The organism is Marinobacterium stanieri, from assembly GCF_900155945.1.
Lineage (GTDB): Bacteria > Pseudomonadota > Gammaproteobacteria > Pseudomonadales > Balneatricaceae > Marinobacterium > Marinobacterium stanieri.
In genome coordinates, this window is the sequence record NZ_FTMN01000016.1 from 1 (window position 1) to 24,019 (window position 24,019).

The 24,019-nt window shown below is 59.4% G+C and carries 25 protein-coding genes; 15 read left to right on the plus strand and 10 right to left on the minus strand.

Translation table 11 applies throughout. The annotated features are described in order from the left end of the window. Together BW956_RS21610 and BW956_RS21615 are read left to right on the plus strand one after the other, a co-directional pair. Window positions 1-592: chemotaxis protein CheW (locus BW956_RS21610; protein ID WP_175612064.1), on the plus strand; the 592-nt coding region annotated here is incomplete at its 5' end. A gap of 78 nt (window positions 593-670) precedes the next feature. Next, the gene (locus tag BW956_RS21615) at window positions 671-1,090 is read left to right on the plus strand and encodes a DUF2802 domain-containing protein (protein WP_010322320.1); all 420 of its coding nucleotides are present in this window, start codon (window positions 671-673) and stop codon (window positions 1,088-1,090) included. On the opposite strand, the gene BW956_RS21620 is transcribed toward BW956_RS21615, so the two are convergent. Further along, entirely contained in the window at window positions 1,084-1,386 is a 303-nt protein-coding gene (locus BW956_RS21620) for an EscU/YscU/HrcU family type III secretion system export apparatus switch protein (RefSeq protein WP_076466425.1), read from the minus strand. The genes BW956_RS21615 and BW956_RS21620 overlap by 7 nt on opposite strands. After that, a complete protein-coding gene (gene fliK, locus BW956_RS21625; protein ID WP_175612065.1) occupies window positions 1,383-3,548 on the minus strand; it encodes a flagellar hook-length control protein FliK in 2,166 nt (721 codons plus the stop codon). Before fliK ends, BW956_RS21620 begins: the two co-directional genes overlap by 4 nt. Window positions 3,549-3,658: 110 nt before the next feature. Between fliK and ccmA the strand changes: the two genes are divergently transcribed. From ccmA to BW956_RS21690, 13 genes are read left to right on the plus strand one after another with little or no spacing between them, the layout of a single operon-like run. Continuing rightward, complete coding sequence (ccmA, locus tag BW956_RS21630; protein WP_010322317.1) at window positions 3,659-4,300, plus strand: cytochrome c biogenesis heme-transporting ATPase CcmA; 642 nt, start codon at window positions 3,659-3,661, stop codon at window positions 4,298-4,300. Then, on the plus strand, window positions 4,297-5,010 hold the full coding sequence (gene ccmB / locus BW956_RS21635) for a heme exporter protein CcmB (RefSeq protein ID WP_050813353.1): 714 nt from the start codon (window positions 4,297-4,299) through the stop codon (window positions 5,008-5,010). Before ccmA ends, ccmB begins: the two co-directional genes overlap by 4 nt. Window positions 5,011-5,028: 18 nt before the next feature. Further along, on the plus strand, window positions 5,029-5,784 hold the full coding sequence (locus tag BW956_RS21640; RefSeq protein WP_076466427.1) for a heme ABC transporter permease: 756 nt from the start codon (window positions 5,029-5,031) through the stop codon (window positions 5,782-5,784). A gap of 7 nt (window positions 5,785-5,791) precedes the next feature. After that, on the plus strand, window positions 5,792-5,971 hold the full coding sequence (gene ccmD / locus BW956_RS21645) for a heme exporter protein CcmD (RefSeq protein WP_010322314.1): 180 nt from the start codon (window positions 5,792-5,794) through the stop codon (window positions 5,969-5,971). Then, window positions 5,968-6,429: a cytochrome c maturation protein CcmE gene (ccmE, locus tag BW956_RS21650; RefSeq protein ID WP_010322313.1), complete on the plus strand. Its 462-nt coding sequence runs from the start codon at window positions 5,968-5,970 to the stop codon at window positions 6,427-6,429. The genes ccmD and ccmE overlap by 4 nt, the downstream gene beginning before the upstream one ends. Beyond that, on the plus strand, window positions 6,426-8,387 hold the full coding sequence (locus tag BW956_RS21655) for a heme lyase CcmF/NrfE family subunit (RefSeq protein ID WP_010322312.1): 1,962 nt from the start codon (window positions 6,426-6,428) through the stop codon (window positions 8,385-8,387). Before ccmE ends, BW956_RS21655 begins: the two co-directional genes overlap by 4 nt. Window positions 8,388-8,402: 15 nt before the next feature. After that, window positions 8,403-8,954, plus strand: a complete 552-nt coding sequence (locus BW956_RS21660) for a DsbE family thiol:disulfide interchange protein (protein ID WP_076466428.1) — start codon at window positions 8,403-8,405, stop codon at window positions 8,952-8,954. After that, window positions 8,951-9,475, plus strand: coding sequence for a cytochrome c-type biogenesis protein (locus BW956_RS21665; RefSeq protein WP_076466429.1), 525 nt, complete (start codon window positions 8,951-8,953; stop codon window positions 9,473-9,475). The genes BW956_RS21660 and BW956_RS21665 overlap by 4 nt, the downstream gene beginning before the upstream one ends. After that, a complete protein-coding gene (gene ccmI, locus BW956_RS21670; RefSeq protein ID WP_076466430.1) occupies window positions 9,472-10,716 on the plus strand; it encodes a c-type cytochrome biogenesis protein CcmI in 1,245 nt (414 codons plus the stop codon). The genes BW956_RS21665 and ccmI overlap by 4 nt, the downstream gene beginning before the upstream one ends. 34 nt (window positions 10,717-10,750) lie before the next feature. Continuing rightward, window positions 10,751-12,190, plus strand: a complete 1,440-nt coding sequence (zipA, locus tag BW956_RS21675) for a cell division protein ZipA (protein WP_076466431.1) — start codon at window positions 10,751-10,753, stop codon at window positions 12,188-12,190. Window positions 12,191-12,231: 41 nt separating this feature from the next. Beyond that, a complete protein-coding gene (gene ligA, locus BW956_RS21680; RefSeq protein ID WP_076466432.1) occupies window positions 12,232-14,595 on the plus strand; it encodes an NAD-dependent DNA ligase LigA in 2,364 nt (787 codons plus the stop codon). Beyond that, window positions 14,592-14,819 (plus strand): YheU family protein, encoded by a 228-nt coding sequence (locus BW956_RS21685; protein ID WP_076466433.1) that lies wholly within the window; start codon window positions 14,592-14,594, stop codon window positions 14,817-14,819. The genes ligA and BW956_RS21685 overlap by 4 nt, the downstream gene beginning before the upstream one ends. Window positions 14,820-14,835: 16 nt before the next feature. After that, the gene (locus tag BW956_RS21690) at window positions 14,836-15,522 is read left to right on the plus strand and encodes a DUF4126 domain-containing protein (RefSeq protein WP_076466434.1); all 687 of its coding nucleotides are present in this window, start codon (window positions 14,836-14,838) and stop codon (window positions 15,520-15,522) included. A 4-nt stretch (window positions 15,523-15,526) separates the two neighbouring features. On the opposite strand, the gene BW956_RS21695 is transcribed toward BW956_RS21690, so the two are convergent. From BW956_RS21695 to BW956_RS21730, 8 genes are read right to left on the minus strand one after another with little or no spacing between them, the layout of a single operon-like run. Continuing rightward, window positions 15,527-16,186 carry a CBS domain-containing protein gene (locus BW956_RS21695; protein WP_010322303.1) on the minus strand — a complete coding sequence of 220 codons (660 nt, stop codon included), beginning with the start codon at window positions 16,184-16,186 and terminating at the stop codon, window positions 15,527-15,529. A gap of 41 nt (window positions 16,187-16,227) precedes the next feature. After that, window positions 16,228-18,201 carry a bifunctional tRNA (5-methylaminomethyl-2-thiouridine)(34)-methyltransferase MnmC2/FAD-dependent 5-carboxymethylaminomethyl-2-thiouridine(34) oxidoreductase MnmC1 gene (gene mnmC, locus BW956_RS21700; RefSeq protein ID WP_076466435.1) on the minus strand — a complete coding sequence of 658 codons (1,974 nt, stop codon included), beginning with the start codon at window positions 18,199-18,201 and terminating at the stop codon, window positions 16,228-16,230. After that, window positions 18,194-18,577, minus strand: coding sequence for a Na+/H+ antiporter subunit G (locus tag BW956_RS21705; protein ID WP_076466436.1), 384 nt, complete (start codon window positions 18,575-18,577; stop codon window positions 18,194-18,196). The genes mnmC and BW956_RS21705 overlap by 8 nt, the downstream gene beginning before the upstream one ends. A gap of 8 nt (window positions 18,578-18,585) precedes the next feature. Then, window positions 18,586-18,855, minus strand: coding sequence for a K+/H+ antiporter subunit F (locus BW956_RS21710; RefSeq protein ID WP_076466437.1), 270 nt, complete (start codon window positions 18,853-18,855; stop codon window positions 18,586-18,588). Continuing rightward, on the minus strand, window positions 18,849-19,343 hold the full coding sequence (locus tag BW956_RS21715; protein WP_076466438.1) for a Na+/H+ antiporter subunit E: 495 nt from the start codon (window positions 19,341-19,343) through the stop codon (window positions 18,849-18,851). The genes BW956_RS21710 and BW956_RS21715 overlap by 7 nt, the downstream gene beginning before the upstream one ends. Continuing rightward, window positions 19,340-20,851, minus strand: coding sequence for a monovalent cation/H+ antiporter subunit D (locus tag BW956_RS21720; protein ID WP_076466439.1), 1,512 nt, complete (start codon window positions 20,849-20,851; stop codon window positions 19,340-19,342). The genes BW956_RS21715 and BW956_RS21720 overlap by 4 nt, the downstream gene beginning before the upstream one ends. Beyond that, window positions 20,848-21,213, minus strand: coding sequence for a Na+/H+ antiporter subunit C (locus BW956_RS21725; RefSeq protein ID WP_010322297.1), 366 nt, complete (start codon window positions 21,211-21,213; stop codon window positions 20,848-20,850). Before BW956_RS21725 ends, BW956_RS21720 begins: the two co-directional genes overlap by 4 nt. After that, window positions 21,214-24,009 carry a monovalent cation/H+ antiporter subunit A gene (locus tag BW956_RS21730; RefSeq protein ID WP_175612066.1) on the minus strand — a complete coding sequence of 932 codons (2,796 nt, stop codon included), beginning with the start codon at window positions 24,007-24,009 and terminating at the stop codon, window positions 21,214-21,216. Between the last annotated feature and the right edge of the window lie 10 nt (window positions 24,010-24,019).

The following is a 24,019-nucleotide window of genomic DNA, read 5'->3' on the forward strand; positions in this document are numbered from 1 at the left end:
AGAGCCAGAGCCAGAGCCAGAGCCAGAGCCAGAGCCAGAGCCAGAGCCAGAGCCAGAGCCAGAGCCAGAGCCAGAGCCAGAGCCAGAGCCAGAGCCAGCACCCGAACCGGCGCCGGCGCCACAGGCAGCCGCACCCAAGGCTCCGCCGCCTGAAGCCAAGGCGCTGGGCGCCGAGGTGAACTGTATCCTGCTGGATATGCATGGCCTCAAACTGGCAGTGCCTTTCGAACAGGTGGAAGGCGCGCTACAGCTGGAAGATCTTTCTATGTCTCTGGAAGGGCCGGAGTGGATGATTGGCCGCTTCGGCGCCGATCCTGCCTGGACGCGTATTGTGGATACGGCGCGCTGGTTGATTCCCGAGCGCTACAAGCCCGAGTACTCGAAGTACTCAGAGGTCATTATTCTGCGCGGACGCCGTTGGGCGCTGGCCTGTGACGAGCTGATCAAGTCGGTTCGCATCCCGACATCGGCCATTAACTGGAACCATGACCGCGAGCATCGCTCCTGGTTACTGGGCACCTATATGCCTGAACGTTGTGCGGTTCTGGACATTGAGCAGCTGCTGCTGGAATTCGAAGCCTGCAGCGCCTGAATACGATGAACACCCGGACGGGATCGGGTACACTGTTCCGTTCGGATTAACCCTGTCTGAACGGAGCACGGATTCGGCGTGGCGGAATACACACAGCTAATCATGTTGGGCATGGCAGTGCTGACACTGCTGGCGGCCGCGATCTGCATTCATGTGCTGATCCGGGTCAAACGCCAGGAACGTCAGCATCAGGCGCTGATCAATGTGTTGCGTAACGAGATTCGTGCCATGACCAACGGTTCCATCGGTATGGGCAAGCGGTTGATGGCGATCGAGCGCACGCTCAATATCACCGTGGAAAAACAGCAGGAACTGGAGAACCGCGATCCCGGCGTGCTGGCCTACAATCAAGCTGCCAAGCTGATGGAAATGGGCGCTTCAGTGGACGACCTGGTGCGCAACTGCGGTATTGGCCGGCCTGAAGCCGAGTTGATGGCCCTGCTGCATCAGGAGCTGCACAGCAGCGAGATGCTGCCGGAGCAGCACCAGCGTCATTGAGCCCCGGCTCTCCCTGCACCTGATTTACCTTCTTCCTTTTTCAACCCGTAGGCAAAGGCGATCACCTCGGCGATAGCCCGGTACAGAGCCTCGGGAATCTCTTCCCCCAGCTCCAGTCGAATCAGTACTTCAATCAGTTCCGGACTCTGGTGGATGTGGATATCGTGCTGTTCGGCCAGCGCCAGTATCTGTTCGGCAATAAGTCCGTGTCCCTTGGCGACGACTCTGGGCGCGGTGCCGGCATCTGAGTCATAGCGCAGGGCAACGGCACTTTTATCTTCCGGGCGATCGCTCATGTGTGCACATCCACCAGGCGGCGCTGGATATCATTCAGTTCGGGCTGCGTGGGGCGGCCGGCATGGACCTGAACGTTTTCGACCAAAAAGCCTTGCTGGTGCAGGTTATCCGTAAACGGGTCCAGGCGCTGGTTGATTAGCCGCTGGGTTTGCGGTTCCTCGGCCCAGAATTGCAGCTGCAGGCGCCAGCCTTCCTGCAGGCTGAGACGGGCGTCTACACTGCCATGTTCATCCAGGTCAAAGTGCAGGGCTGCACTCCAGAGTGACAGCATGTCCCCATCAGGCTGGCGTTCACGCCGCTCGGTTATAGTCAGTTCCGCATTCTCGAAACGCTCGGCCTGACGGATCGGCAGATCCAGCCGGTAGGCACGTTCCATGGAGCCATCCGGCTGTTCTTTCCAGGCTTGCAGGCTGCTGACCTGCTGGCTGGTAGAGCGTGCCTGCAGAGCATCAATCAGTCGGGTCATCTGCTGGCGCGCGCCCTCGGGCAGCTGCTCGGCGGCCTTCAGCAACTGGCCCAGCTGCTGTTTGAGATCGGCCTGAGGAGCGGTCTTATCGGCACTGGCCTGGCCCAACCGTGCTTCGGTCAGCAATCCGCCCTGTTGCAGGTTGCGCTTTACCGCCTCTCCCGCGTCCTCACTGCCAGGGCTGACGCCGAACAGGCTCAGCATGGACTGCACCAGCTGGGTGACGGCACTTTGATTGCGTGCCGCCGGGCTCTGGCTGAGTTGCATCATCTGGTTGAGGGCATCGCCAAAGGGGATCTGCTGCGGCAATGCATCGCGCAGCGCCTGCTGAACGGCCGGCTGCTGCACGCTTTGTTGCAGTGGCGGCTGAGCTTGAGGGGCAGGAGACAGGCTCACCTGTTGGGCATCGGTCCGGGTCAGTACAACCTGTTGCCCCACCGTCAAAGGGCGAGGGCTGATCAGGCTGATACGCTCGCCTGCCAGGTTCAGCTGTACCTGGTGCTGTGTCTGTGCTGGCGGCGGCTGTTGCATGCCCAAAGAGCGCGCCAGTTGCTGGCCTTTTTGCGTAACAGCGGCAGGCTGGGGTTGGGCCGGAGTGGATTCAGCTCGAGCGGTAGTTGTCCCTGAAGTGGTTTGTGCATGGCTCCCCTGGGCGTTGGTGCTCGGTGGTGTTTGTGGCTTAGCCGCAGGTGGAGGCTGGTTGTTTTGAACTGTTGTACCCGGTGGTGGCGGTGTTTGAGCTGCCTGCCCTTGTGCCTGAGTGCCAGTAGGCGCAGGCGTTTGAGTGTTGCTATTGGCTCCACCCGTCGGCATGGCATTGATCTGTGTGATCTGGGCTCTGTATACCTGAACTTTTGCCGCCAGCTGGGGAGCTGAGGCGGTCGGTGGTTGAGTTTGAGCCGTCTGGTTGCCATTCGAGGCGGAGGTGTTGGCAGCGGCATTGCCGGAACCGCCGGTGGCTACGCTGGCGCGCCCCTGTGCTGGCGTTTGAGCGTTTGCAGCCCGAGGGCTACTTGAGCCTGTTTGGGCAGCGGCAGAGGTGCCGGAAGTCTGCGCGGCCCCTGCCTGGGGAGTACCGCTGCCCGCAGTTGATGGTGCGGGACGAGCCTGGCTGCCGGTAGCTGCCGGATTATTGCTTGAAGCGGCACCGGTTGTAGCTGAATTCGTCTGGGCGCCGCCGGCCTGGCCTGGCGTTGGTGTATTGGCCGATGGCTGCTGAGCTGTGCCAGCAGGATTGGCTCCTGAGTTGCTCCCCTGCGCAGGCGGGTTGCTGATGGTTAGCGGCACTGACTGCGTCACCTGTGCCTGTTTGGGGGTGTTGAGCGGCAGCGACTGCATGATCTGGGCACTATTCTGCTGCGCCACATTGAGCAGGATCCGATTGATATTGGCGCCCGAATTGGCCGCTGGCTGGCCCTGGTTGCCCTGTGTCGGCAGCTGGATCTGCAGTTCTCCACCAGGCGTTCGGGAAAGGTTGATGCGATCGCCATTAGCCAGCGGAGCCCGGGTGACCAGTTCAAGCAGGCGGTTGTTGGCTTCCACCTGGATGCGAAACACCTGGCCGGAGGTATCACCACTGGCAACACTGCGCACGACCGCCTGCACCTGGTTGCCCGGTGCGGGCAGGGCCGAGTTGGAGGGCCGGTTCTGGCTACCAGAGGTTGTATTGTTCGGGACTGTAGTCGGGGGTAACAAGAGCCCTGTCCTTCCTGCAAAAGTTGAGCCTGACGCTAAGGGGGCATTCTGTATATAATGGCCCATTTGTTCATTATCGACCAAGAGTCCGTTTTTTAAAGGGTCCAGGCGTGGCAGATCAGCTGTTAACCGTACAAAACCTCTTCTGTGAACGCGACGACCGGATACTGTTCAGCCGCCTTGGCTTTGCCATCGCGCCGGGTGAAATCGTCCAGATTGAAGGCCAGAACGGCAGTGGTAAAACCACACTGCTGCGTATTCTCAGTGGCCTGTCGCGCAACTATGAAGGGGATATTTTCTGGCGCGGTGAACCGGTCGGTGAGGTACGCGAAGAGTTCTGTCGCAATCTGCTGTATTTCGGTCATCAGGCGGGTGTGAAAGCGGTGCTGTCGCCGCAGGAAAACCTGCGCTGGTATGCGGCTCTGAGTCCGGCCATTGATGCTGAAGCCATTGACCATGCGCTGGAGCAGGTTGGTCTGCGTGGTTATGAAGATGTGCCCTGTCATTCATTGTCGGCGGGGCAAAACCGTCGTGTCAGCCTGGCGCGCCTTTACCTGAGCCGAGCCCCGCTGTGGATTCTGGATGAACCCTTTACCGCCATCGACAAAAAGGGTGTGGCGGCGAAGGAGAACCTGCTTCTCAAACATGCGCAACAGGGCGGCAGTGTCATCCTGACCACCCATCATGAGCTGGGTATCCGCGGGCCGGTACGTAAAATCAATCTGGACCAGTGTGCGGGAACTTCAGTATGACAATGCAGACTAATTCCGTTGAATCGCAGCGGCAGAGCCTGTCCGGACTGTTCTGGGCAACTTGTCGACGGGAGTATCTGCTGTCGTTTCGACGCAAGAGTGATCTGGTCAATCCGTTGATCTTTTTCCTCATGGTCGCCACCCTGTTTCCGCTGGGTGTGAGCCCTGAACCGGGTTTCCTGTCTCAGCTGGCGCCCGGGGTGGTGTGGGTTGCGGCCCTGCTGGCCACACTGCTGTCGATGGATGCGCTGTTTCGCTCCGATTACGAGGATGGCTCGCTGGAACAGCTGTTGCTGAGTCCACAGCCTCTGTTTGTGGTGGTGCTGGCCAAGGTGCTGGCCCACTGGAGTGTCACCGGTCTGGCATTGACGCTGATGGCGCCACTGCTGGGCGTGATGCTGTTTCTTCCGGCAGATGGCATGCCGGGACTGATGCTGAGCCTGTTGCTGGGGACGCCTACCCTGAGTCTGGTGGGAGCAATAGGTGCGGCTTTGACCGTAGGGCTGCGCAAGGGCGGGGTACTGATCTCGCTGCTGGTGCTGCCGTTATATATTCCGGTACTGATCTTTGGCTCCAGTGCGGTCCAGGCCGCAGTGACGGGCCTGCCGCTGGGCGGCTACCTGGCTCTGCTGGGTGCGTTGCTGGCGCTGGCATTGGGGCTGGCGCCATTGGCGATAAGTGCCGCACTGCGAATATCGATGAGTAGCTAAGACTAATAAAGAGACGTTATGGCGGAAAAAAAATGGATGCCGCGCTGGTTCTACCAGCTCGCCTCACCGCGCTGGTGTTACCAGATAACCGGTAAGCTCCTGCCCTGGTTTGCCCTTGTTGCGGGCCTGTCATTGATTGGTGGCACCCTCTGGGCGCTGATGTTTGCCCCGGCTGATTATCAGCAGGGCAACAGTTTCCGCATCATTTATCTGCATGTGCCGGCGGCCATTCTGGCCCAGTCGGCCTACATGCTGATGGCCGTTGCCGGAGCCATTGCCCTGATCTGGAAGATGAAAGTCGCTGATATGGTGCTCAAAAGCGCAGCACCCATCGGTGCTTCCATGGCGGTACTGGCGTTGGCAACCGGCGCCATCTGGGGCAAGCCGACCTGGGGCTCCTGGTGGGTCTGGGACGCACGTCTGACCTCCATGCTTATTCTGTTTTTCCTGTACCTCGGGGTGATGGCATTGAACTCTGCCATCGAAAACGAGTCCACTGCAGCGCAGGCATCAGCGGTTCTGTCGCTGGTGGGGGTCGTCAATATCCCGATCATCAAGTATTCGGTGGAGTGGTGGAACACTCTGCATCAGCCGGCCACGTTCAAATTGACCGAGAAACCGGCCATGCCCGCCGAGATGTGGGTGCCGCTGCTGGTCATGGTGGTGGGCTTCTACTGTCTCTTTGCGGTCAGTTTGATGATGCGGCTGCGCAACGAAATCGTATGGCGTGAGCGACGTACCGGTTGGGTGCGTGAACTCCTGAGCAAGCAGTGAGGTTGTGGTGAGTTTTAGCAGTTTTTCCGAGTTTCTGGCCATGGGTGGCCACGGACTCTACGTCTGGCTCAGCTACGGGCTGGGCGTTGCCGTCATATTGATCAACCTGGTTCTGCCCTGGTTGCAACGTAACCGCCTGCTGGCGGAGCAGAAACGCCGTCTGCGTCGTGAGGAGGGGGTACAATGACACCGAAACGCAAACAACGCCTGTTGATCGTCATGTTCATTGTGGTGGGTGTCAGCGTCGCAGTTGGCCTGACCCTGTTCGCACTGAACCAGAACATCAACCTGTTCTACTCACCGACCCAGATTGCGGCCGGTGAGGCGCCTCAGGATACCCGTATCCGTGCCGGTGGCATGGTGGTGGATGGCAGCGTGAAACGCGACCCAGACTCCCTGTTCGTCCAGTTCGACATTACCGACTACGACAAGACCGTGACTGTTGAGTACACCGGTATTCTTCCGGACCTGTTCCGTGAAGGTCAGGGCATTGTCGCCCAGGGCTCCATCAATGAGAAAGGCGTGCTGAATGCGGTAGAAGTCCTCGCCAAGCACGATGAAAACTACATGCCGCCGGAAGTGGCTGAAGCGCTCGCCAAGGCTGGCAAAATGCCCCAGCCGGAAGGTCAGGAGTTCAATAAATGATCGATATGGTCGTTCCCGAACTGGGTGAGTTTTCCCTCATTCTGGCCCTGTGTCTCTCTGTACTTCTGGCGATCGTGCCCCTGGTGGGTGCCAGTCGCGGCAATGTTCTCTGGATGAACTTTGCCCGTCCGCTCAGCAAGGGCATGTTCCTGTTTACCCTGTTCAGCTTTATCTGCTTGAGCTGGTCCTTCCTGTACAACGATTTCTCCGTGGCCTATGTGGCCAGCAACTCCAATTCGGCATTGCCCTGGTACTACCGCATGAGTGCGGTTTGGGGTGGTCATGAAGGGTCGCTGTTGTTGTGGGCGCTGATCCTGGCTGCCTGGACGCTGGCGGTCGCGGTGAAAAGCCGTAACCTGCCGCAGGATATTATTTCCCGTGTGCTGGCCGTAATGGGCTGGATTTCGGTCGGTTTCTATCTGTTTATCCTGTTTACCTCCAGCCCCTTTGAGCGTCATCTGCCGGCCTTCCCGCAGGAAGGTGCCGACCTGAACCCGCTGCTGCAGGACTTCGGCCTGATTGTGCATCCGCCAATGCTGTACATGGGCTATGTGGGCTTTGCCGTATCCTTCGCCTTCGCCATTGCTGCGTTGTTGAGTGGCCGCCTGGATGCTGCATGGGCACGCTGGTCGCGCCCCTGGACATCGGTCGCCTGGGCGTTTCTGACGCTGGGCATTGCGCTGGGCAGCTGGTGGGCCTATTACGAGCTGGGCTGGGGTGGCTGGTGGTTCTGGGATCCGGTGGAAAACGCCTCCCTGATGCCCTGGCTGGTGGGTACCGCACTGATTCACAGCCTCGCCGTGACCGAAAAACGTGGTGTGTTCAAAAGCTGGACCGTACTGCTGGCGATCTTCGCCTTCTCGCTCAGTCTGCTGGGCACCTTCCTGGTGCGCTCAGGCGTTCTGACCTCGGTACACGCCTTCGCCTCCGATCCTGAGCGTGGCCTGTTTATTTTGGTGATGCTGGCGATTGTGATCGGTGGCTCTCTGCTGTTGTACGCCCTGCGTGCCGGTCAAATGCGCAGCGAATCCAGCTTTGGTCTGCTGTCACGCGAAAGCCTGTTGCTGGTCAACAACGTGCTGCTGGTGGTGTCCTGCGCCATGGTGCTGCTCGGTACCATCTACCCTCTGATTGTGGATGCACTGGGTATGGGCAAACTGTCGGTAGGCCCACCGTACTTTAACGCACTCTTTGTGCCGCTGGGCGCGATACTGGTGGTGTTCATGGGCATCGGCGTGATCAGTCGCTGGAAGCAGATGCAGCTGAGTATGCTGGTACAGCAGCTCTGGTTGCCGGGTGTCGTTGCTCTGGTGCTGGGTGTCGGCTCTACCTGGCTGTTTGCCGCTGAACTCAAGCCCTGGGTTACCCTGGGACTGGTACTGGCATGGTGGGTCGTACTCAGTGGTCTTCGTGACCTATATAACCGCCTGCGCCACCGCCGTGAAAAGCTGGCCGGCCTGCTGAAACAGACCCGCAGCTACTACGGCATGGTGCTGGCGCACCTGGGTGTTGCCGTACTGGTGGTTGGTGTGGCGCTGGTATCGATCTACAGCGAGCAGCGTGACCTGCGCATGCAACCGGGTGACTCCATCAGTTTCCGTGACTACACCTTCATATACGATGGCAACCGCCATGTGGAAGGGCCGAACTACACCTCCGACCAGGGCCAGATCCGTGTCCTGCTCAATGGTGAGCCGTACACCGAAATGCATCCGGAGAAGCGTCTCTACACCGCACGTGGCAACGTGATGACCGAAGCCGCTATCGACCCTGGCTTTACCCGTGACCTGTACGTAGCGCTGGGTGAACCCCTGGAAAATGGTGCCTGGGCGGTACGTGTGCAGTACAAACCCTATGTGCGCTGGCTCTGGCTGGGCGGCCTGTTGATGACCTTTGGTGGTCTCCTGGCTGCGTCTGATCCACGTTACCGCAAACGCCGTGCGATGGCGGCTGCCTGAAGCTGAGAGGTGACAATGAACAACCGTAAGCTGTTTGCCTTTATTCCGCTGGTACTGTTTCTGGTATTGGGTATTTTCCTGTGGCGGGGTTTGTCACTGGACCCGACCGAGTTGCCTTCGGAACTGGCTGAAAAGAAAAAGCCGCTGCCGGCTTTCGAGCTGCCTTCGCTCACCGAGCCTGAGACCTTGCTGACCCCGGCCGATCTGGCTGGCGAAGTAGCTCTGCTGAACGTCTGGGCGACCTGGTGTCCGACCTGTAAGGAGGAACACGGCTTCCTGAACCGTCTGGCGCGGGATGAAGGCGTTACCATCTACGGCATCAACTACAAGGATGAGCCGGGCAAGGCGCGCGAATGGCTGCGCCGTTACCTGAACCCGTATCAGAAAGTTGTGCTGGATCAGGAAGGAACCCTGGGGCTGGATATGGGCGTCTATGGTGCGCCTGAAACCTATGTGCTGGATGCAGAAGGCCGCGTGCGCTATCGCCATGTCGGTGCGGTCGATGCCCAGGTGTGGGAGACCCTGCAGCAGGTGATGCAGCAGGTCCGCACGGAGGCCAAGGGATGATCAAGCGTCTGTGCCTCTGGCTGTTTCTGCTGGCGCCGTTGTCGGCAACGGCGGCCATCGATGCCTACGAGTTCTCGAACGAAAGTAATGAAGAGCGCTTTCATGAGCTGACCGGTGAGCTGCGCTGCCCCAAGTGCCAGAACCAGAACATCGCTGATTCCGATGCGCCTCTGGCGGCAGATTTGCGCCGTGAAGTACACCGCATGGTGGAAGAGGGCGAACCGGATGCCAGCATCATCGACTTCATGGTGACCCGCTACGGTGAATTTGTACTCTACCGCCCGCGTGTGACGGCAACCACCTGGCTGCTCTGGTATGGCCCCTTTGTACTGCTGGGCATCGGCCTTCTGGTGGTCTTTATGATCAGCCGTAATCGACGCAATCGCCAGACGCTGAGTGAAAACAGCACTGCTACTGAGGCACAGCCGGGTCAGACCGAAGGCTACAGCCCCAGTGACAATCTGACGCCTGAAGAGGCTGAACGCCTGAACAAGCTACTGCAACAGGAAAAAGATCAATGAGTACACTCTGGATCGGTATCGCGGTTCTGACACTGATCGCCATCGCGTTCATGTTTGCCCCAGTGGTGCGTCATCAACGTCTGGCCCGCAGTGAAGCCACAGAGCGTCGCCAGCAAAACATCGATATTTTCCGTGAACGCCTAGCGGAACTGGAAAATGAGCGTCGTCAGGGCACCCTGGCTGAAGCCGAGTTCGCCACGCTGAAGCTGGAGCTGGAACGCAACCTGCTGATTGATGCGGAAGAGGATGAAGCCCCGGAAACGCCCAAGCGTACCCGTGTTGGCCAGGCGCAGCTGGTCACCGTGACTCTGCTGGCGCTGATGATTCCGGCCGCAGCTTTGGGCCTTTACAACCACCTGGGGCGTGCGGATGACCTGGCGGTTGCCTTGAACAACCCGCCAGGCCCCAATGGCCAGATGACCATGGAGCAGGCCGTTGCCTCCCTGAAGCAGGAATTGGCGGCAGACCCCGAGAACCCTGAGGGCTGGTACCTGCTGGCCAATACCTACATGAACATGGGGGATTATGCGGGCGGCCGTGATGCCTTTGCCAAGGTGCTCGATTACCTGCCCCAGGAAGCTCCACAATACGCCAGTGTGATGGGTCAGCTGGCCCAGGCCATGTATTTTGCCAACAACGGCGTCATGGATGAGCCGGTGCGTGCGCAGATCAATGCGACACTGGCACTGGAACCTTATGAGATCGCGGCTCTGGGCCTGCTGGGGATCGATTCCTTTGAGCAGGAAAATTACACCGCGGCTATCGAGCACTGGAGCAAGGCGCTGATCAATGCCGATGGCACCGCTGCAGATTCACTGCGCAGCGGCATCGCCCGTGCTCAGGAGCAACTGGCGGCGGCCGGCCAGCCGGTGCCCGACGTGCCGGAACTGAATATGGCCAGAATTCGGGTACAGGTCACCCTGGATCCGGCGCTGCTGGATCAGGTTGACCCGGAACAGACGCTGTTTATTTTTGCCCGTCCGCTGGAAGGGCGTATGCCGCTGGCGGCTGTTAAGCGTCAGGTAAAGGACCTGCCGTTAGAGTTGGAACTGACGGATGCCATGGCGATGGCACCCCAGGCACGCCTGTCGATGCATGACGAAGTGGAAATCAGCGCGCGAATAAGCCTTTCGGGACAGCCTCAGCCTCAGGCAGGCGACCTGCAGGGGACATTTGGTCCGGTTGCAACCCAGGGCCGCGAGGCGCCTGTTTCACTGGTGATCGACCAGGTGTTAAAGTAACACAGGGCGTTCATTAACAGGGTAAGGCGAAAATATGGATATCAGTCTGCGCGAGTGGCTAATCATCGGCGGTGTACTGATTGTGATTCTGATTCTGGTGGATGGCTGGCGACGTGTCAGTGCCAACCGGAGCCGGCTGAAGCTGGAGATTGACCGTACCCTGTCCGAGCTGGGTGACAGCGATGGCCATAACCCTGAACTGCCCAACGGCGGTGCGCGACGATGTCAGGGACAGTCACCTGAAGAGGTGTCTGAACGTGAAACCGCGCCTGCGCGCCCCGCTGTAAAAGAACGCCGAGAGCCCAGCCTGGATCAGCGCATGGAGCCGTCTCTGGATGCGGCACCAGAGCTGACCGAAATGGACCCTCTGTTTGACGATATTCCCACGCGTGAGGAAGCAGCCCGAGGCCGAGCCAAGCCCCGTGCCAAACCCAAACAGGAGACGCGCAAGCCAGTGCCGGCTCAGCCGGTTGTGCATGCGCCTGAACCCGCGCCCGAGCCCCTGTTTGACAATCTGGGGCCGGCTGATACCTCTGCCGGAGATGACCGCGAGTTGATGGAAGCCGTTGACCGTGGCGATCTTCAGGGCTCTTCGCTGGAAATGGACTATCCGCTGAAGGAAGAACCCCTGCCCGTGAAATCAGAACAGGCACAGGCCCCTGACGACGATCAGCATGAACTGGATCTGGACCAGCCGATCCCCACGCTGTTTGACCAGATTGGTGCCGATCTTCCCAACGACACTCTGGCTGCCTACCGTGACTCGGTGGAACGTGAAACCGAGCGGGTGGAAGCGGCCGAAGCTGAGCAGGAACACCTGTATCAATCGGTTGAACCGGCTGCGGCGGCTGAACCTGATATCGATTTCACACCTGAGGCTCCCGAGCCGCAGCGCTCTGCAGCCGCGAGCACGGAAAGTCAGCCACGCCAGCCTGTACAGTCTGTTGAGCAGCCTTCTGAGCCTGAGCCGGCAGAACCTGTCGAAGAAACGCCTGCTCCTGCAAAGCCCAAAGGCCCGACTCGCTCCTCCATGCCAGATCCCGAACATGTGCTGGTGATTACCGTGGTGGGCCGCAACGGCGAACGCCTGCCGGGGCCTGTACTGGGTAAAATTGTTGATGCCTGCGGTATGGATTGGGGCGACATGTCGATCTACCACCGTGCCGAGGACAGCTCACCGAACTCACCTATCCAGTTCAGCATGGCCAACGCCGTGCCGCCAGGTACTTTCGACCCGGACAACATGGATGCGTTGGAGACGCCCGCAGTCTCTTTCTTCATGTCCATGAGCGAGCCCAAGGACCCGATGACGGCCTACGAGTGCATGCTGGCCACGGCAGAAACGCTGGCCAAGCATCTCAATGGCGAGCTGCTGGATGAAGACCGCTCAGTGATGCGGCCCCAAACCAAGGAACACTATCGCGAACGCATCCGTGAATTTCAGATGCATCAGCGGCAACGACGGGTCAACTAAGACCCGTTTTTGTTTTTAACCGACCTGAGATATCCACAGGCATGACCCTTCCCGATTCCGTTACCGAACGTGCCGAGTCGCTGCGCAGCGAGCTTGAAGCGCATAACTACAGTTATTACGTACTTGATGAGCCCAGTGTCACCGACAGTGAGTATGACCGCCTGTTTCAGGAGTTGAAGGCACTGGAGGCCGAGCATCCTGAGCTGGTGACGGCTGACTCACCCACCCAACGTGTAGGTAAAAAACCGGACACCGGTTTTGCCGAAGTGCGCCATGAACAGCCGATGCTGTCATTGGATAATGCCTTCGATGCCGAAGATATGGCCGCCTTTATCAAACGCATCGGTGAACGCCTGCAGCTGGACGATACCGCTGATCTGGAGATCGCCTGCGAGCCCAAGCTGGATGGCATCGCAGTCAGCCTGATGTATGAGCAGGGGCGTCTGGTGCGTGCGGCCACCCGTGGCGATGGTTCTACCGGTGAAGATATTACGCTGAATGTGCGCACCCTCAATTCGGTTCCGCTGCGCCTGATGGGCAGCGGCTGGCCCGAGCGACTGGAAGTGCGTGGCGAGATTTACATGCCCCGTGCCGGCTTTGAACGCCTCAATGCGCTGGCCCGTGACGCCGATGAAAAGACATTCGTAAACCCGCGTAATGCAGCGGCTGGCAGCCTGCGTCAGCTGGACCCGGCGATAACGGCCAAGCGGCCGCTGGAGTTCTGCTGCTACAGCACAGGAGTGGTCAGCGGTGGCGAGCTGCCGGACCGTCACGCCCAGCGGCTGGAACAGCTGCATGCCTGGGGTCTGAAGATCAACGCTGAAATGCGCGTCGTCAGCGGCCTGGACGGCTGTCGTGACTACTACGAGCAGCTTGCCGCTCGTCGTGACCAGCTGGCGTACGATATCGACGGCATCGTGTTCAAGGTCAACCGTCTCGATCAGCAGGAGCAGCTGGGCTACATCGCCCGGGCGCCACGCTGGGCCATTGCGCACAAGTTCCCGGCTCAGGAAGAAGCGACCCGCTTGAAAGCGGTTGAATTCCAGGTGGGACGCACCGGTGCCATTACCCCGGTTGCCCGCCTTGAGCCGGTGTTTGTCGGCGGCGTCACGGTGAGCAACGCCACCCTGCACAACATGGATGAGATTGCCCGCCTGGGCGTGCGCGCCGGTGACTGGGTGATCGTGCGTCGTGCTGGTGATGTTATCCCGCAGATAGCGGCGGTACAGACGGACAAGCGTACCGGGGAGGAAACCGAGGTTCACATTCCCGAGCAATGCCCGGTCTGTGGCTCGGCGGTGGAACGCGTGCGTCTGGTCAAGCGTGGCAAGGGGCGTGAACAACATACGGAAGGTGCGGTATACCGCTGTGTCGGCCGCCTGTCCTGTCAGGCGCAGCTGATCCAGGCGTTGATCCATTTTGTCTCGCGCAAGGCGATGGATATTGATGGCCTGGGTGAGAAAAACATCGAACTGCTGGTGCAAAAGGAACTGGTTAGCTCGCCAGCAGACCTGTACCGACTGACAGTGGAACAGGTACTGGAACTGGAAGGCTTTGCTCAGCTGTCGTCAGAAAACCTGATCAATGCCATCGCGGCCAGCCGTCAGGTGGAACTGGCCCGCTTTGTTTATGCACTGGGCATTCCTGAGGTGGGTGAAGGCACTGCGCGTACCCTGGCAGCCCAGCTGGGTTCATTGCAACGCCTGCGAGAAGCGGAGCCGCTGCTGCTGACCTGGCTGCCGGATATCGGCCTGGAAGTAGGTCATGAGATCCATAACTTCATGCAGGACGACCATAACCGCCAGGTACTGGACGACCTGCTGGCGCAAGGCATCGATCTGCAGGGCGAAACCGACATCGCTATGGGCCTTCAGGGCGCTATCGGGCTGGATATGTTGCTGTTGCGCATGGATATTCCGGGTGTGGCCAAGACGGGTGCCGAGGCGTTGGCGCGTTATTTCAAGGCGCTGGAGCCTGTGCTGGCGGCGGATGAGTCGGTGTTGGCCGAGGTGCCCAAACTCAGCCGCAAGGCCCGTGACGGCATGATGCAGTGCCTGCGTAATGATGACTGGGTCGCTCGCATTCGTGCACTGGAACAGCAACTGCGTGATTTCGGCATGCACTGGGAGTCCGAAGTCAAAGTCGCGGCAGGTGCAAACGCCCAGCCGTTGCAGGGACAAACCTGGGTACTGACCGGTACGCTGGAGCAGATGACCCGCGATGAAGCCAAGGAGCGCCTGCTGGCGTTGGGGGCCAAGGTCAGCGGCAGTGTGTCCGGCAAAACCCACACGCTTGTCGCTGGCCCCGGTGCCGGCTCCAAACTGGCCAAGGCGGAGAAGGCCGGCGTGCCCGTGATGGATGAAGCAAGCTTCCTGCAGCAGCTGGCTGAGTGGGAGTCGGCATGATTATCCCCTGGCAGGAAGTGTCGGCTGAGACACTGGATAACCTGATTCAGGAGTTTGTCAGCCGTGACGGCACTGACTATGGTGAACAGGAGTACAGTCTTGCCGATAAGGTGAGCCAGGTGCGACAAGCCCTGGAACGTGGCGAGGCTGTATTGATCTTCAGTGAGCACACAGGCCTGTGCAATATTGTGCCGGCCGATCAGGTGCGCGACTGGCAAAACTGAATAGCGAGGCCTGCCTGTGGAACAGCTTGATCAGATTACTTCGCTGATAGCACTCACCATGGGCGTTGCCTGGGCCAGTGGCATTAATCTCTATGCCACTGTGTTGATGCTGGGTGTGCTATCCAATATGGGCCATCTGACGCTGCCGCCGGGGCTGGAGATCGTCAGCGATCCGCTGGTGCTGATGGCGGCAGGCTTCATGTACTTCGTCGAGTTCTTTGCCGATAAGTTGCCAGGGGTGGATACCGGCTGGGACAGCCTGCATACCTTCATACGCATTCCGGCCGGTGCGGCGCTGGCAGCTGGTGCCGTGGGCGATATGAGTCCGGTGGTAGAGCTGGCCGCTGCCCTGGTGGGTGGCTCCATGGCAGCAGGAAGCCATGCGCTCAAGGCCGGTACCCGTGTAGTCATCAATACCTCGCCCGAGCCCTTGACCAACTGGACAGCCTCCTTCAGTGAAGACCTGATCGTGATCGGTGGCCTTTGGACCGCACTGAATCATCCGCTCTGGTTCCTGGGTGCTTTGATTCTGTTTATCGGGCTGTTGATCTGGATTTTGCCAAAACTCTGGCGTGCGGTTAAAAAGGTTTTCAGCACCCTGGCCAACTGGCTGAGTGGCAACCGCTCTCCATCGGACATACCGGAAGAGCCATTGGAGCGAACCGCAGCTAAAGCCTCAGGCCGTCAACTGCCGCCGCAGTGATACCTCAGGCCCAGCTTTCGACACGGGCATTATTGATCAGCATGCGCAGCAGGTCGGTGCGACATACGATACCTTGCAGCCGGTCATGATCATCAATGACCGGAATGGCGCCGATATCGTAGCGTACGAAGCTGGCAGCAATGCTCGAGACAGGGGTAGCAGGCGAAGCCACAACCATCTGTTTGTGGTAGGCCTGAGTGACACTCACAGGTGAGTCGGTGCCTTTTGCCAGAATATCGTCTCGTGATAGCAGACCAAGTGCCCGTTCATCGTCGTCGATCAGGATCAGGTGGTACACCTCTTGTGCCTGCATCAGTTCCCAGGCTTTACGCAGACTGGTATCGGTTGTGACGGTCAGTACCGGGCTGCTCATGACCTGCGCCGCTTTTAGCTCCTGAGGCTTGCTCGAAACTGACGCCTGTTCTCGGCCTGCCTGGTCATAGCCCTTGGGTGACTGGCGCCGGTCCTTGGGCGGTAGCTGAAAACGCTCCCGAGACAGCTCAATCCGTTCTTCAGTCCCTTGCTGCCGTTGTGCCTTGTCTTCGGATGCCGGCAAGCCGGATGCCTGGCTGCTTTGTTGCATCGACTCGACACCGCGTTGCCGAAACAACGAGTCAACGGGGGTCTGAATCCGATACCCCTGATCATAGATGACAAGTGCCATAGGCTACCTCCGCACTGACCGGAAAATACCGGCTACTCCTATTATAGCGACCCGCGAATCAGATTCTTGATTATAAATCGTCCTGGATGGAGGATTGGCAGTAGGTCAGCAGACAGGGGAGAGGGGGTTCCCGCGATCTGAGCCGCCAATAACTCTCCTGTTATTGGACCGCTAATAAGGCCTTTTGATCCGTGTCCGAGGTTGATAAACAGGCCGTTTTGATAGGCTGGTGGCTGGTCCAGTGGCCAGCGGGCGTCATCCCTGAGTTTGGCGTAGCGTTCGATATAGCCGTTCAGATCAGGCGCGGGCCCGGTCAAGGGTAAATAGTCCGGTGTACTGCAACGCAGTGCGACACGCCCATCCAGAGACTTGTCACTAAGGGCATGGCCCAATTCGGGCAACGCACGGGTCAGAATGTCCCGGTTGTGCGTATGCTCGTCTTCACGTACATCCAGTTCAGTCTCACCCACTTTGAATGATGCCCCAAAGCAGTAGCGTTCCTTCATAGGCGGCGAGATATAGCCCTCACCACAGACCACGGTTTTCAACGCAGCCAGGTTGGCGGGCGCATCGGCCTGACTGGTTTGGCCTCGAATCGGTTTGAGTGGAAGCCATGACAGGGGGCTGAACTGACGGCTACTGCTGGCACAGCAGACCACGACCTGACGGGCACTGAAGGTGGTGCCTTCCAGCTGCCAGATGCCCTCGTGGCAGCTCAAGTCGCTCACTGGCGTGTTGTACTGGCACTGAATCAGCGGATGGTTCAGCAGCGCCTGGCACAGTGCCGGGGGCGAAACCCAGCCTGCACGGGGGAAGAACAGGCCTGATGTATCTATCTGCAATCCTGCGAGTTCAGTGGCTTCAGCCGGAGCAACTGCATGAACCAGACTGTCAGGGTAGGCATCGGCCGCAACAATATCACCCTGGCGACTTTGTTCCCTGGCATTCAATGCAAGCTGTAACACACCACAAAGGTCGCCCAGAGCAGGGTCCTGCTGCATCAGCGGCTGCAGCAACGCACAGCTGTATTCCAGACCACAGAGGTGGAAGCGGCTGTGTGCCGTGGGTTTGGCCGGCAGTTTGGCATAGAGCGCACCCTGCGCATTGCCTGAGCCTTCCTGCGCAGGGGATGCGTGGCGTTCAACCACCTGAACAGGAATGCCTTTCTCGGCCAATGCCCGTGCAGCAGAAGCGCCGGCGATGCCCGCGCCGATGACAATGACAGGTTCTGTGCTGACGGGCTTGCGAGGTTCCGGAGGCAGACTCCAGATCGGCAGCCGGGTTTTTGACTCCCCGTTTGTTTGCGTGGGCGCGGTCATGACTCCGGCAAGCATCTCGCGTTTGCGGCCAAACCCCGGGCGTTTTTCCACCTCAAAGCCGACTGCCTGGAGTCCGCGACGGACGATACCGGCAGCGGTGAAGGTGGCAAAGCGCGTGCCCGGCTGACTCAGGCGGGCGATCTGCTGAAACAGAGCCTCAGTCCAGAGATCCGGGTTCTTGGCGGGGGCAAAACCGTCCAGAAACCAGCTGTCGATGCGGGCTTCCAGGCGCGGCAGTTGCTCAAGGGCATCCCCCAAGAGGAGCGTAAGGAGCACACGGCCGCCGTCAAATCTCAGGGTGTAAAAGCCTTCAACCGGTGTCGGATAGCCGTCAATTAATTGACGCGAGCCTTCTGCGAACTGGGGGAAGGCTTCCAGCGCTCGGGCCAGGTCATCCACCTTGAGCGGGTACTTCTCACAGGAGATATAGTGCAGCTGCTGCGGTGCTTTGGATTGTTTCAGCCAGAGATCACGGGCGCATAGAAAGTTGAGGCCGGTGCCAAAGCCGGTTTCGGCAATGACGAACGACGTGCTTTCCAGGCCGGCAAAACGTTCCTCCAGGTGGTTGGCCTGGAGGAAAACGTGTTCGGTTTCAGCAATACCGCCATCGCGGTTGAAGTAGATATCGCCAAAGCGGTCTGATTCCGGTGAGCCCGCCTGCCAGCTGAGCTCGGCGTTCTGCAGTCGCTCAGTCATGATTGGGGCTGTCGGGAGCCGCCGGTGGTTGCTGCTCGCGGGCACTGGCGATCAGGTGCTGTGAACGCGTGCGTCTCAGGGCGCGGTTCTCATGATGCAGTGCCGTTTTGGCCAGCATGTGTGCGGTGATGGGGGCTGTGATCAGCAGGAACAGCGTAATCAACAGTTCGTGTACGCTGAAGTACCCCTGCTCGTAGGTCATCAGTACCATGGAGGCGATCAGGATGCCGCCCATGCCTACGGTGGTGGCCTTGGTCGGGGCGTGCAGGCGGGTGTAGACATCCGGCAGGCGGCACAGGCCCAGAGAGCCGACCAGAACAAAGAAGCCGCCAATCAACAGCAGTACGCAGACCAGAATTTCAACCAGTATGTTCATACAGATCCTTACTCAATAATATCGCCGCGCAAGAGGTACTTGCACAGGGCCACGGTGCTGACAAAGCCGAGCATGGCAATCAGCAGGGCTGCTTCGAAGTAGAGGTTGGTGCCCATGTGCATGCCGTACAGCAGAATCAGGGCGATGCTGTTGATGTACATGGTATCCAGCGCAAGGATACGGTCAGAAAGGTCAGGGCCACGCAACAGACGCCAGAGATTCAGTACCAGTGCGATACACACAGCGCCACTGACAATGAAAATGGTGGTGTTCAGCATCCGAAAATCTCCTTCAGCGGGGCTTCGTAGCGCGCCTTGATTTCGGCAATCAGCGCCTGCTCATCGGTAATATGCAGAGCGTGAATGTAGAGCCATTTCTGGTCTTCGGAGACCTCGGCACTGACAGTACCGGGGGTCAGCGAGATGGTGCTGGCCAGCACGGTAATCGGCAGGTCTTCTTTCAGATCCAGCGGAATGGCGATGAAGCCCGGCTGCAGTTTGCGCATGGGGCTCAGCACCAGAATGGCCACGTCGATGTTGGCGGTGACAATATCACCCAGCACACGCAGCACATAGCGGGCTGCCAGCAGCGGCTTGAGGACGCGAGGCTGGTCTGTTTTCAGTGGTGCACAGAGCAGCGGAATGGTCCAGGCCAGGAAGGCTGCCAGCACCAGGTGGCCGGGTTCGACGGAGTTGTTAAGCAGCAGCCAGGCGACAAAGAGCAGCAGGCTGTGCAGCGGCATTGGCAGCCAAAAGGATCGACTCATGAGGGGCCTCCAGGCAGCAGAACATCCAGAGATGCGGGCAGCTGATGCAGCTGCCGGGCAGCGGCATCGGTGTATTCAGTCATGGGACCGCCAAAGATCACCATCAACGGCGCTGCTAACAGTAGCAAGGTAACGGCTGCAACCTGCCAGGGAGAAGCCGGGTCTGACTGGCTCTTGTCGGTGCTGCGACGCCAGAACAGAGTCGTGCCGCCGCGTGACAGCGCGATGATGGTAATCAGGCTGCTGATCAGGATGGTGGGCCATACCCAGAGCATCTCCGATCCCTGCTCGGCCGACTGCAGCATCAGCAGCTTGCCGACAAAGCCGGAGAAGGGCGGAATACCGGCAATGGTCATGGCTGCGACGAAGAAACAGACACCCAGCAGTGCAGGCTGGCGCACCTTGCGAGACATCACGAAACGGTCTCCTGCCTTGCCGCGCTGTTCACTGATCAGGCCAGCCACCAGGAACAAGGCTGCACTTATAAAGGTGCTGTGAACCAGGTAGTAAAGGCCTGCGGCCGTGGCTTTTTCATTCTGCAGTGCGACCGAGATCAACAGGGTACCCACTGACACGATCACCAGGTTGGCAGTCAGTTCACGCAGGTTAGGACTGGCCAGAGCACCGATGCTGCCGGCGACCACGGTCATGATCGCCAGCGGCCAGATCCAGGGTTCAATCATGTTGGCCAGTGGCCCCGCGTTTTCACCGAACACCACGGTATGGACACGGTACAGGCTGTAGATGCCGACTTTGGTCATGATGGCGAACAACGCTGCCACAGGAGCTGCAGCGGATGAATAGGCGCGGGTGAGCCAGAAATGCAACGGCAGCATGGCCGCCTTCAGGCCGAAGACCACCAGCAGCAGCATGCCTCCGGCACGGGCCAGCACGGCCTCTGCCTCAGACAGCTTGGCGACCTTGGTCGACATGTCAGCAATGTTCAGCGTGCCCAGGGTGCCGTACAGCATGCCCAGTGCGAACAGGAACAGGCTGGAGCCAACCAGGTTGAGCGCCACATAGTGGAAGCTGGCCTGGGTCTTCTGCTTGCCACCGCCGTGAATCAGCAGGGCATAGGAGGCAATCAGCAGCACCTCGAAGAATACGAACAGGTTGAAGATGTCCCCGGTCAGGAAGGCACCGTTGATGCCCATCAGCTGGAACAGAATCAATGGGTGGAAGTAGGCACCGGTTCGATCTTCGCCGGCACAGGCATAGAGCAGCGCGGCCAGACCCAACACCGAGGTCAGCAGAACCAGCAGCGATGACAGCAGGTCGGAGACCAGCACGATGCCAAATGGCGGCTGCCAGTCACCCAGTACATAGAGCTGAATGCCTTCGGCACGGGTATGCAGCATCAGGGTCAGCGCGGCCAGCAGGGTCAGGGCCGACACCACCAGTGATGCGATGCGCTGGCGTTCCAGGCTGGCGCTGAGAGGCGGCAGCAGAAGCAGCAGAGCCCCCAGCAGAGGCAGTAGAACCGGCAGTATGGGAAGGTGTTCGATCATGCCTGGTCCTTCTTGCGGCGTGTTTTGGTTTCAGGTTGCGGAGGCAGTCGACCGTCCACGTGGTCGTTGCCCAAATCGGCGCGGGCACGCATGGCCAGAATCACCACAAAGGCGGTCATGGCGAAGCCGATTACAATCGCGGTCAACACCAGTGCCTGGGGCAGCGGATCCGCATAGGTATAGGAGGTGCCCAGAATAGCGGCACCATCCAGTTTCAGGCGGCCACTGGAGAACAGGAACAGGTTGACGGCATAGGACAGCATGGTGAGACCCATGACGACAGGAAAGGTTCGCCCGCGCAGGCAGAGGAAAATGCCTGAAAACGTAAGCAGGCCAACACACACGGCATATACGGCTTCCATTTATTCAGACTCCGGCTGAGTTGGACGGTGGTTGGTGGTGAGCTTGCCCAGGTTGGCCAGGATCAGCAGAGTCGCGCCTATCACGGTCAGGTAGACGCCGAGGTCAAACACCATGGCGCTGGCCAGTTCGAACTTGCCGATCCAGGGCAGCTTGAAGTAATCGAACCAGGAGGTCAGGAAGGGGCGATCGAACGCCCAGCTGCCCAGACCTGTCAGTGTGGCGATAAGCACACCGCTGCCGATCAGCCACTGGTAGTCCAGCTTCAGGCGAGCCTTCATCCAGTCGACCCCGTGGGCAACATACTGCTGTACCAGCGCTACCGATGTCACCAGGCCGGCGATAAAGCCACCGCCCGGCAGGTTGTGGCCACGCAGGAAGATATAGACGGATACCAGCAGCGCCAGCGGCAGCAGACTCTGGGAGATCACGGCCAGCATCATCGGATGGCGATCACGCGCCCAGGGGCGGCCATGCTCATCACCGGCCGGCATGAACAGGCGCATGCGTGCGATCAGCTTGAAGATACCCAGCGCTGCGATGCCCAGTACGGTGATCTCGCCCAGAGTATCGAAGCCACGGAAGTCCACCAGTATCACGTTGACCACGTTGGTACCGCCGCCACCGATCTTGCTGTTGGCAAGGAAGTAGTCGGAGATGCTGTCCAGTGGTCGCGTCATCATGGCGTAGTTGATGGTGCCGACAACACCACCGATCATGGCGGCAATGGCCAGGTCACGGACTACACGACGGGGTGAGGATTCCTTCGGCGTTTTCTGTGGCAGGAAGAACAGTGCCAGCATCAGCAGGATCACGGTTACGACTTCCACCGACAGCTGGGTCAGCGCCAGGTCGGGGGCCGAGAAGCGGGCAAAGGCGATGGACACGATCAGGCCCACCACGGACAGGGTCAGAAGGGCAATCATACGCTTGCGGTGCCAGATCACGGTTGCCAGTGCACTCAGGCACAGCAGCACTGCAGCGGTGATTTCAACACCATCAATGGGCAGGTGCGGACGCAGACCGGCGGTGGTATTCAGGTCCATCAACGGGCCTGCGGTCAGTACCAGCGCGAACAGCAACAGCAGCCACATATAACGTTGCAACGAGCCGTTCTCGTAGAACTTGTGCACGCGAGTCGCCGCCGCGACCAGCCATTGAATGGCACTCTCAAATGCCATTTTTGCGTCTGTTTCCGGGAATTGCGCCTGGAACTGGTACAGATGACGGCGGTTGTAGTAGATCATCAGGCCGCCCATCATGGCGATCACGCTCATCAGCAACGGCAGGTTGAAACCATGCCAGATCGACAGGCTGTAATCGGGCAGGTTACCCGCCAGTACGGCCGATGAGGCCGAGTCCAGCAGACCGCCAATGATATAGCCCGGGAAAATACCCAGCAGCAGACAGAGTGCTACCAGAATCTCCACCGGAATCCGCATGTAGCGCGGCGGCTCGTGAGGTGTCTTGGGCAGGTCGATCGGTTCGCCGTTAAAGAACACATCATGGATAAAGCGGGTGGAGTAGGCCACCGAGAATACACCGCCCAGTGTTGCCAGTACCGGTACCATCCAGGACAGGGAGCCCAGCGACACCTGATGCAGGGTCTCGGCGAAGAACATCTCCTTGGACAGGAAGCCGTTCAGCAATGGCACACCGGCCATGGAAGCGGCTGCGACCATGGCCAGCGTGGCGGTATAGGGCATGTATTTCCAAAGGCCATTGAGCTTGCGCATATCACGTGAGCCGGACTCATGGTCGATGATGCCCGCAGCCATGAACAGCGATGCCTTGAAGGTGGCGTGGTTGATGATATGGAAGATCGCGGCCACGGCAGCCAGTTGGGTGTCCATGCCCAGCAGCAGGGTAATCAGGCCCAGATGACTGACGGTGGAATAGGCCAGCAGCCCCTTGAGGTCGTGCTTGAACAGGGCGATATAGGCGCCCAGCAGCAGGGTGGCAAGGCCGGTCAGGCTGACAATCAGGAACCAGAGCTCGGTGCCGGACAGGACCGGGTAAAAGCGGGCCAGCAGGAAAATACCGGCTTTTACCATCGTGGCCGAGTGCAAGTAGGCACTGACCGGGGTGGGTGCCGCCATGGCGTGCGGCAGCCAGAAATGGAACGGGAACTGGGCGGACTTGGTGAAGGCACCCAGCAGGACCAGCACCAGTGCCACCGGGTAGGCGCTGTGCTCACGCAGGGTATCACCACTGGCCAGCACCACACTGAGGTCGTAACTGCCGACAATATGCGCGATCAGCAGTAAACCGGCCAGCAGGGCAAGACCGCCGGCACCGGTGACGGTCAGCGCCATACGTGCACCCTTGCGGGCTTCACTCTTGTGGTTCCAGAAGCTGATCAACAGGAAGGAGCTGATACTGGTCAGCTCCCAGAACAGCCACAGCTGGATCAGGTTGTTGGCGGTGACAATGCCCACCATCGCGGTCATGAACAGGATCAGGTAAGCGTAAAAACGGGACATGGAGTCCTGTTCGGACAAGTAATAGCGAGCATAGAGGATGATCAACAGACCTATGCCCAGAATCAGCAGGCAGAACAGCAATGCCAGACCATCGAGGCGGAAGGACAGCTCCAGCCCCAGGGATGGAATCCAGCTAAAGCTCTCCTGCAACGTCGTGCCCGCGAACACCTGAGGTGCCGCATACAGGACCATGAACAGCGCAACGGCTGGCAGAATGGCGGTCATCAGCGCGCAGGCGCTGCGTCCGAACCTTTCGGTCAGGAGTGGCATCAGGGTACCGAGTAACGGCAATAAAGGTATCCAGAACAGGTTCATCAGCGGGACG

Bases quoted from the DNA above. Each gene is read 5' to 3' on its own strand.
- BW956_RS21620 (WP_076466425.1), bottom strand. From the start codon at position 1,386: ATGAGCGATCGCCCGGAAGATAAAAGTGCCGTTGCCCTGCGCTATGAC.
- ccmB (WP_050813353.1), top strand. From the start codon at position 4,297: ATGACAATGCAGACTAATTCCGTTGAATCGCAGCGGCAGAGCCTGTCC.
- BW956_RS21640 (WP_076466427.1), top strand. From the start codon at position 5,029: ATGGCGGAAAAAAAATGGATGCCGCGCTGGTTCTACCAGCTCGCCTCA.
- ccmE (WP_010322313.1), top strand. From the start codon at position 5,968: ATGACACCGAAACGCAAACAACGCCTGTTGATCGTCATGTTCATTGTG.
- BW956_RS21655 (WP_010322312.1), top strand. From the start codon at position 6,426: ATGATCGATATGGTCGTTCCCGAACTGGGTGAGTTTTCCCTCATTCTG.
- BW956_RS21660 (WP_076466428.1), top strand. From the start codon at position 8,403: ATGAACAACCGTAAGCTGTTTGCCTTTATTCCGCTGGTACTGTTTCTG.
- BW956_RS21665 (WP_076466429.1), top strand. From the start codon at position 8,951: ATGATCAAGCGTCTGTGCCTCTGGCTGTTTCTGCTGGCGCCGTTGTCG.
- ccmI (WP_076466430.1), top strand. From the start codon at position 9,472: ATGAGTACACTCTGGATCGGTATCGCGGTTCTGACACTGATCGCCATC.
- zipA (WP_076466431.1), top strand. From the start codon at position 10,751: ATGGATATCAGTCTGCGCGAGTGGCTAATCATCGGCGGTGTACTGATT.
- ligA (WP_076466432.1), top strand. From the start codon at position 12,232: ATGACCCTTCCCGATTCCGTTACCGAACGTGCCGAGTCGCTGCGCAGC.
- BW956_RS21685 (WP_076466433.1), top strand. From the start codon at position 14,592: ATGATTATCCCCTGGCAGGAAGTGTCGGCTGAGACACTGGATAACCTG.
- BW956_RS21695 (WP_010322303.1), bottom strand. From the start codon at position 16,186: ATGGCACTTGTCATCTATGATCAGGGGTATCGGATTCAGACCCCCGTT.
- mnmC (WP_076466435.1), bottom strand. From the start codon at position 18,201: ATGACTGAGCGACTGCAGAACGCCGAGCTCAGCTGGCAGGCGGGCTCA.
- BW956_RS21705 (WP_076466436.1), bottom strand. From the start codon at position 18,577: ATGAACATACTGGTTGAAATTCTGGTCTGCGTACTGCTGTTGATTGGC.
- BW956_RS21710 (WP_076466437.1), bottom strand. From the start codon at position 18,855: ATGCTGAACACCACCATTTTCATTGTCAGTGGCGCTGTGTGTATCGCA.
- BW956_RS21715 (WP_076466438.1), bottom strand. From the start codon at position 19,343: ATGAGTCGATCCTTTTGGCTGCCAATGCCGCTGCACAGCCTGCTGCTC.
- BW956_RS21720 (WP_076466439.1), bottom strand. From the start codon at position 20,851: ATGATCGAACACCTTCCCATACTGCCGGTTCTACTGCCTCTGCTGGGG.
- BW956_RS21725 (WP_010322297.1), bottom strand. From the start codon at position 21,213: ATGGAAGCCGTATATGCCGTGTGTGTTGGCCTGCTTACGTTTTCAGGC.
- BW956_RS21730 (WP_175612066.1), bottom strand. From the start codon at position 24,009: ATGAACCTGTTCTGGATACCTTTATTGCCGTTACTCGGTACCCTGATG.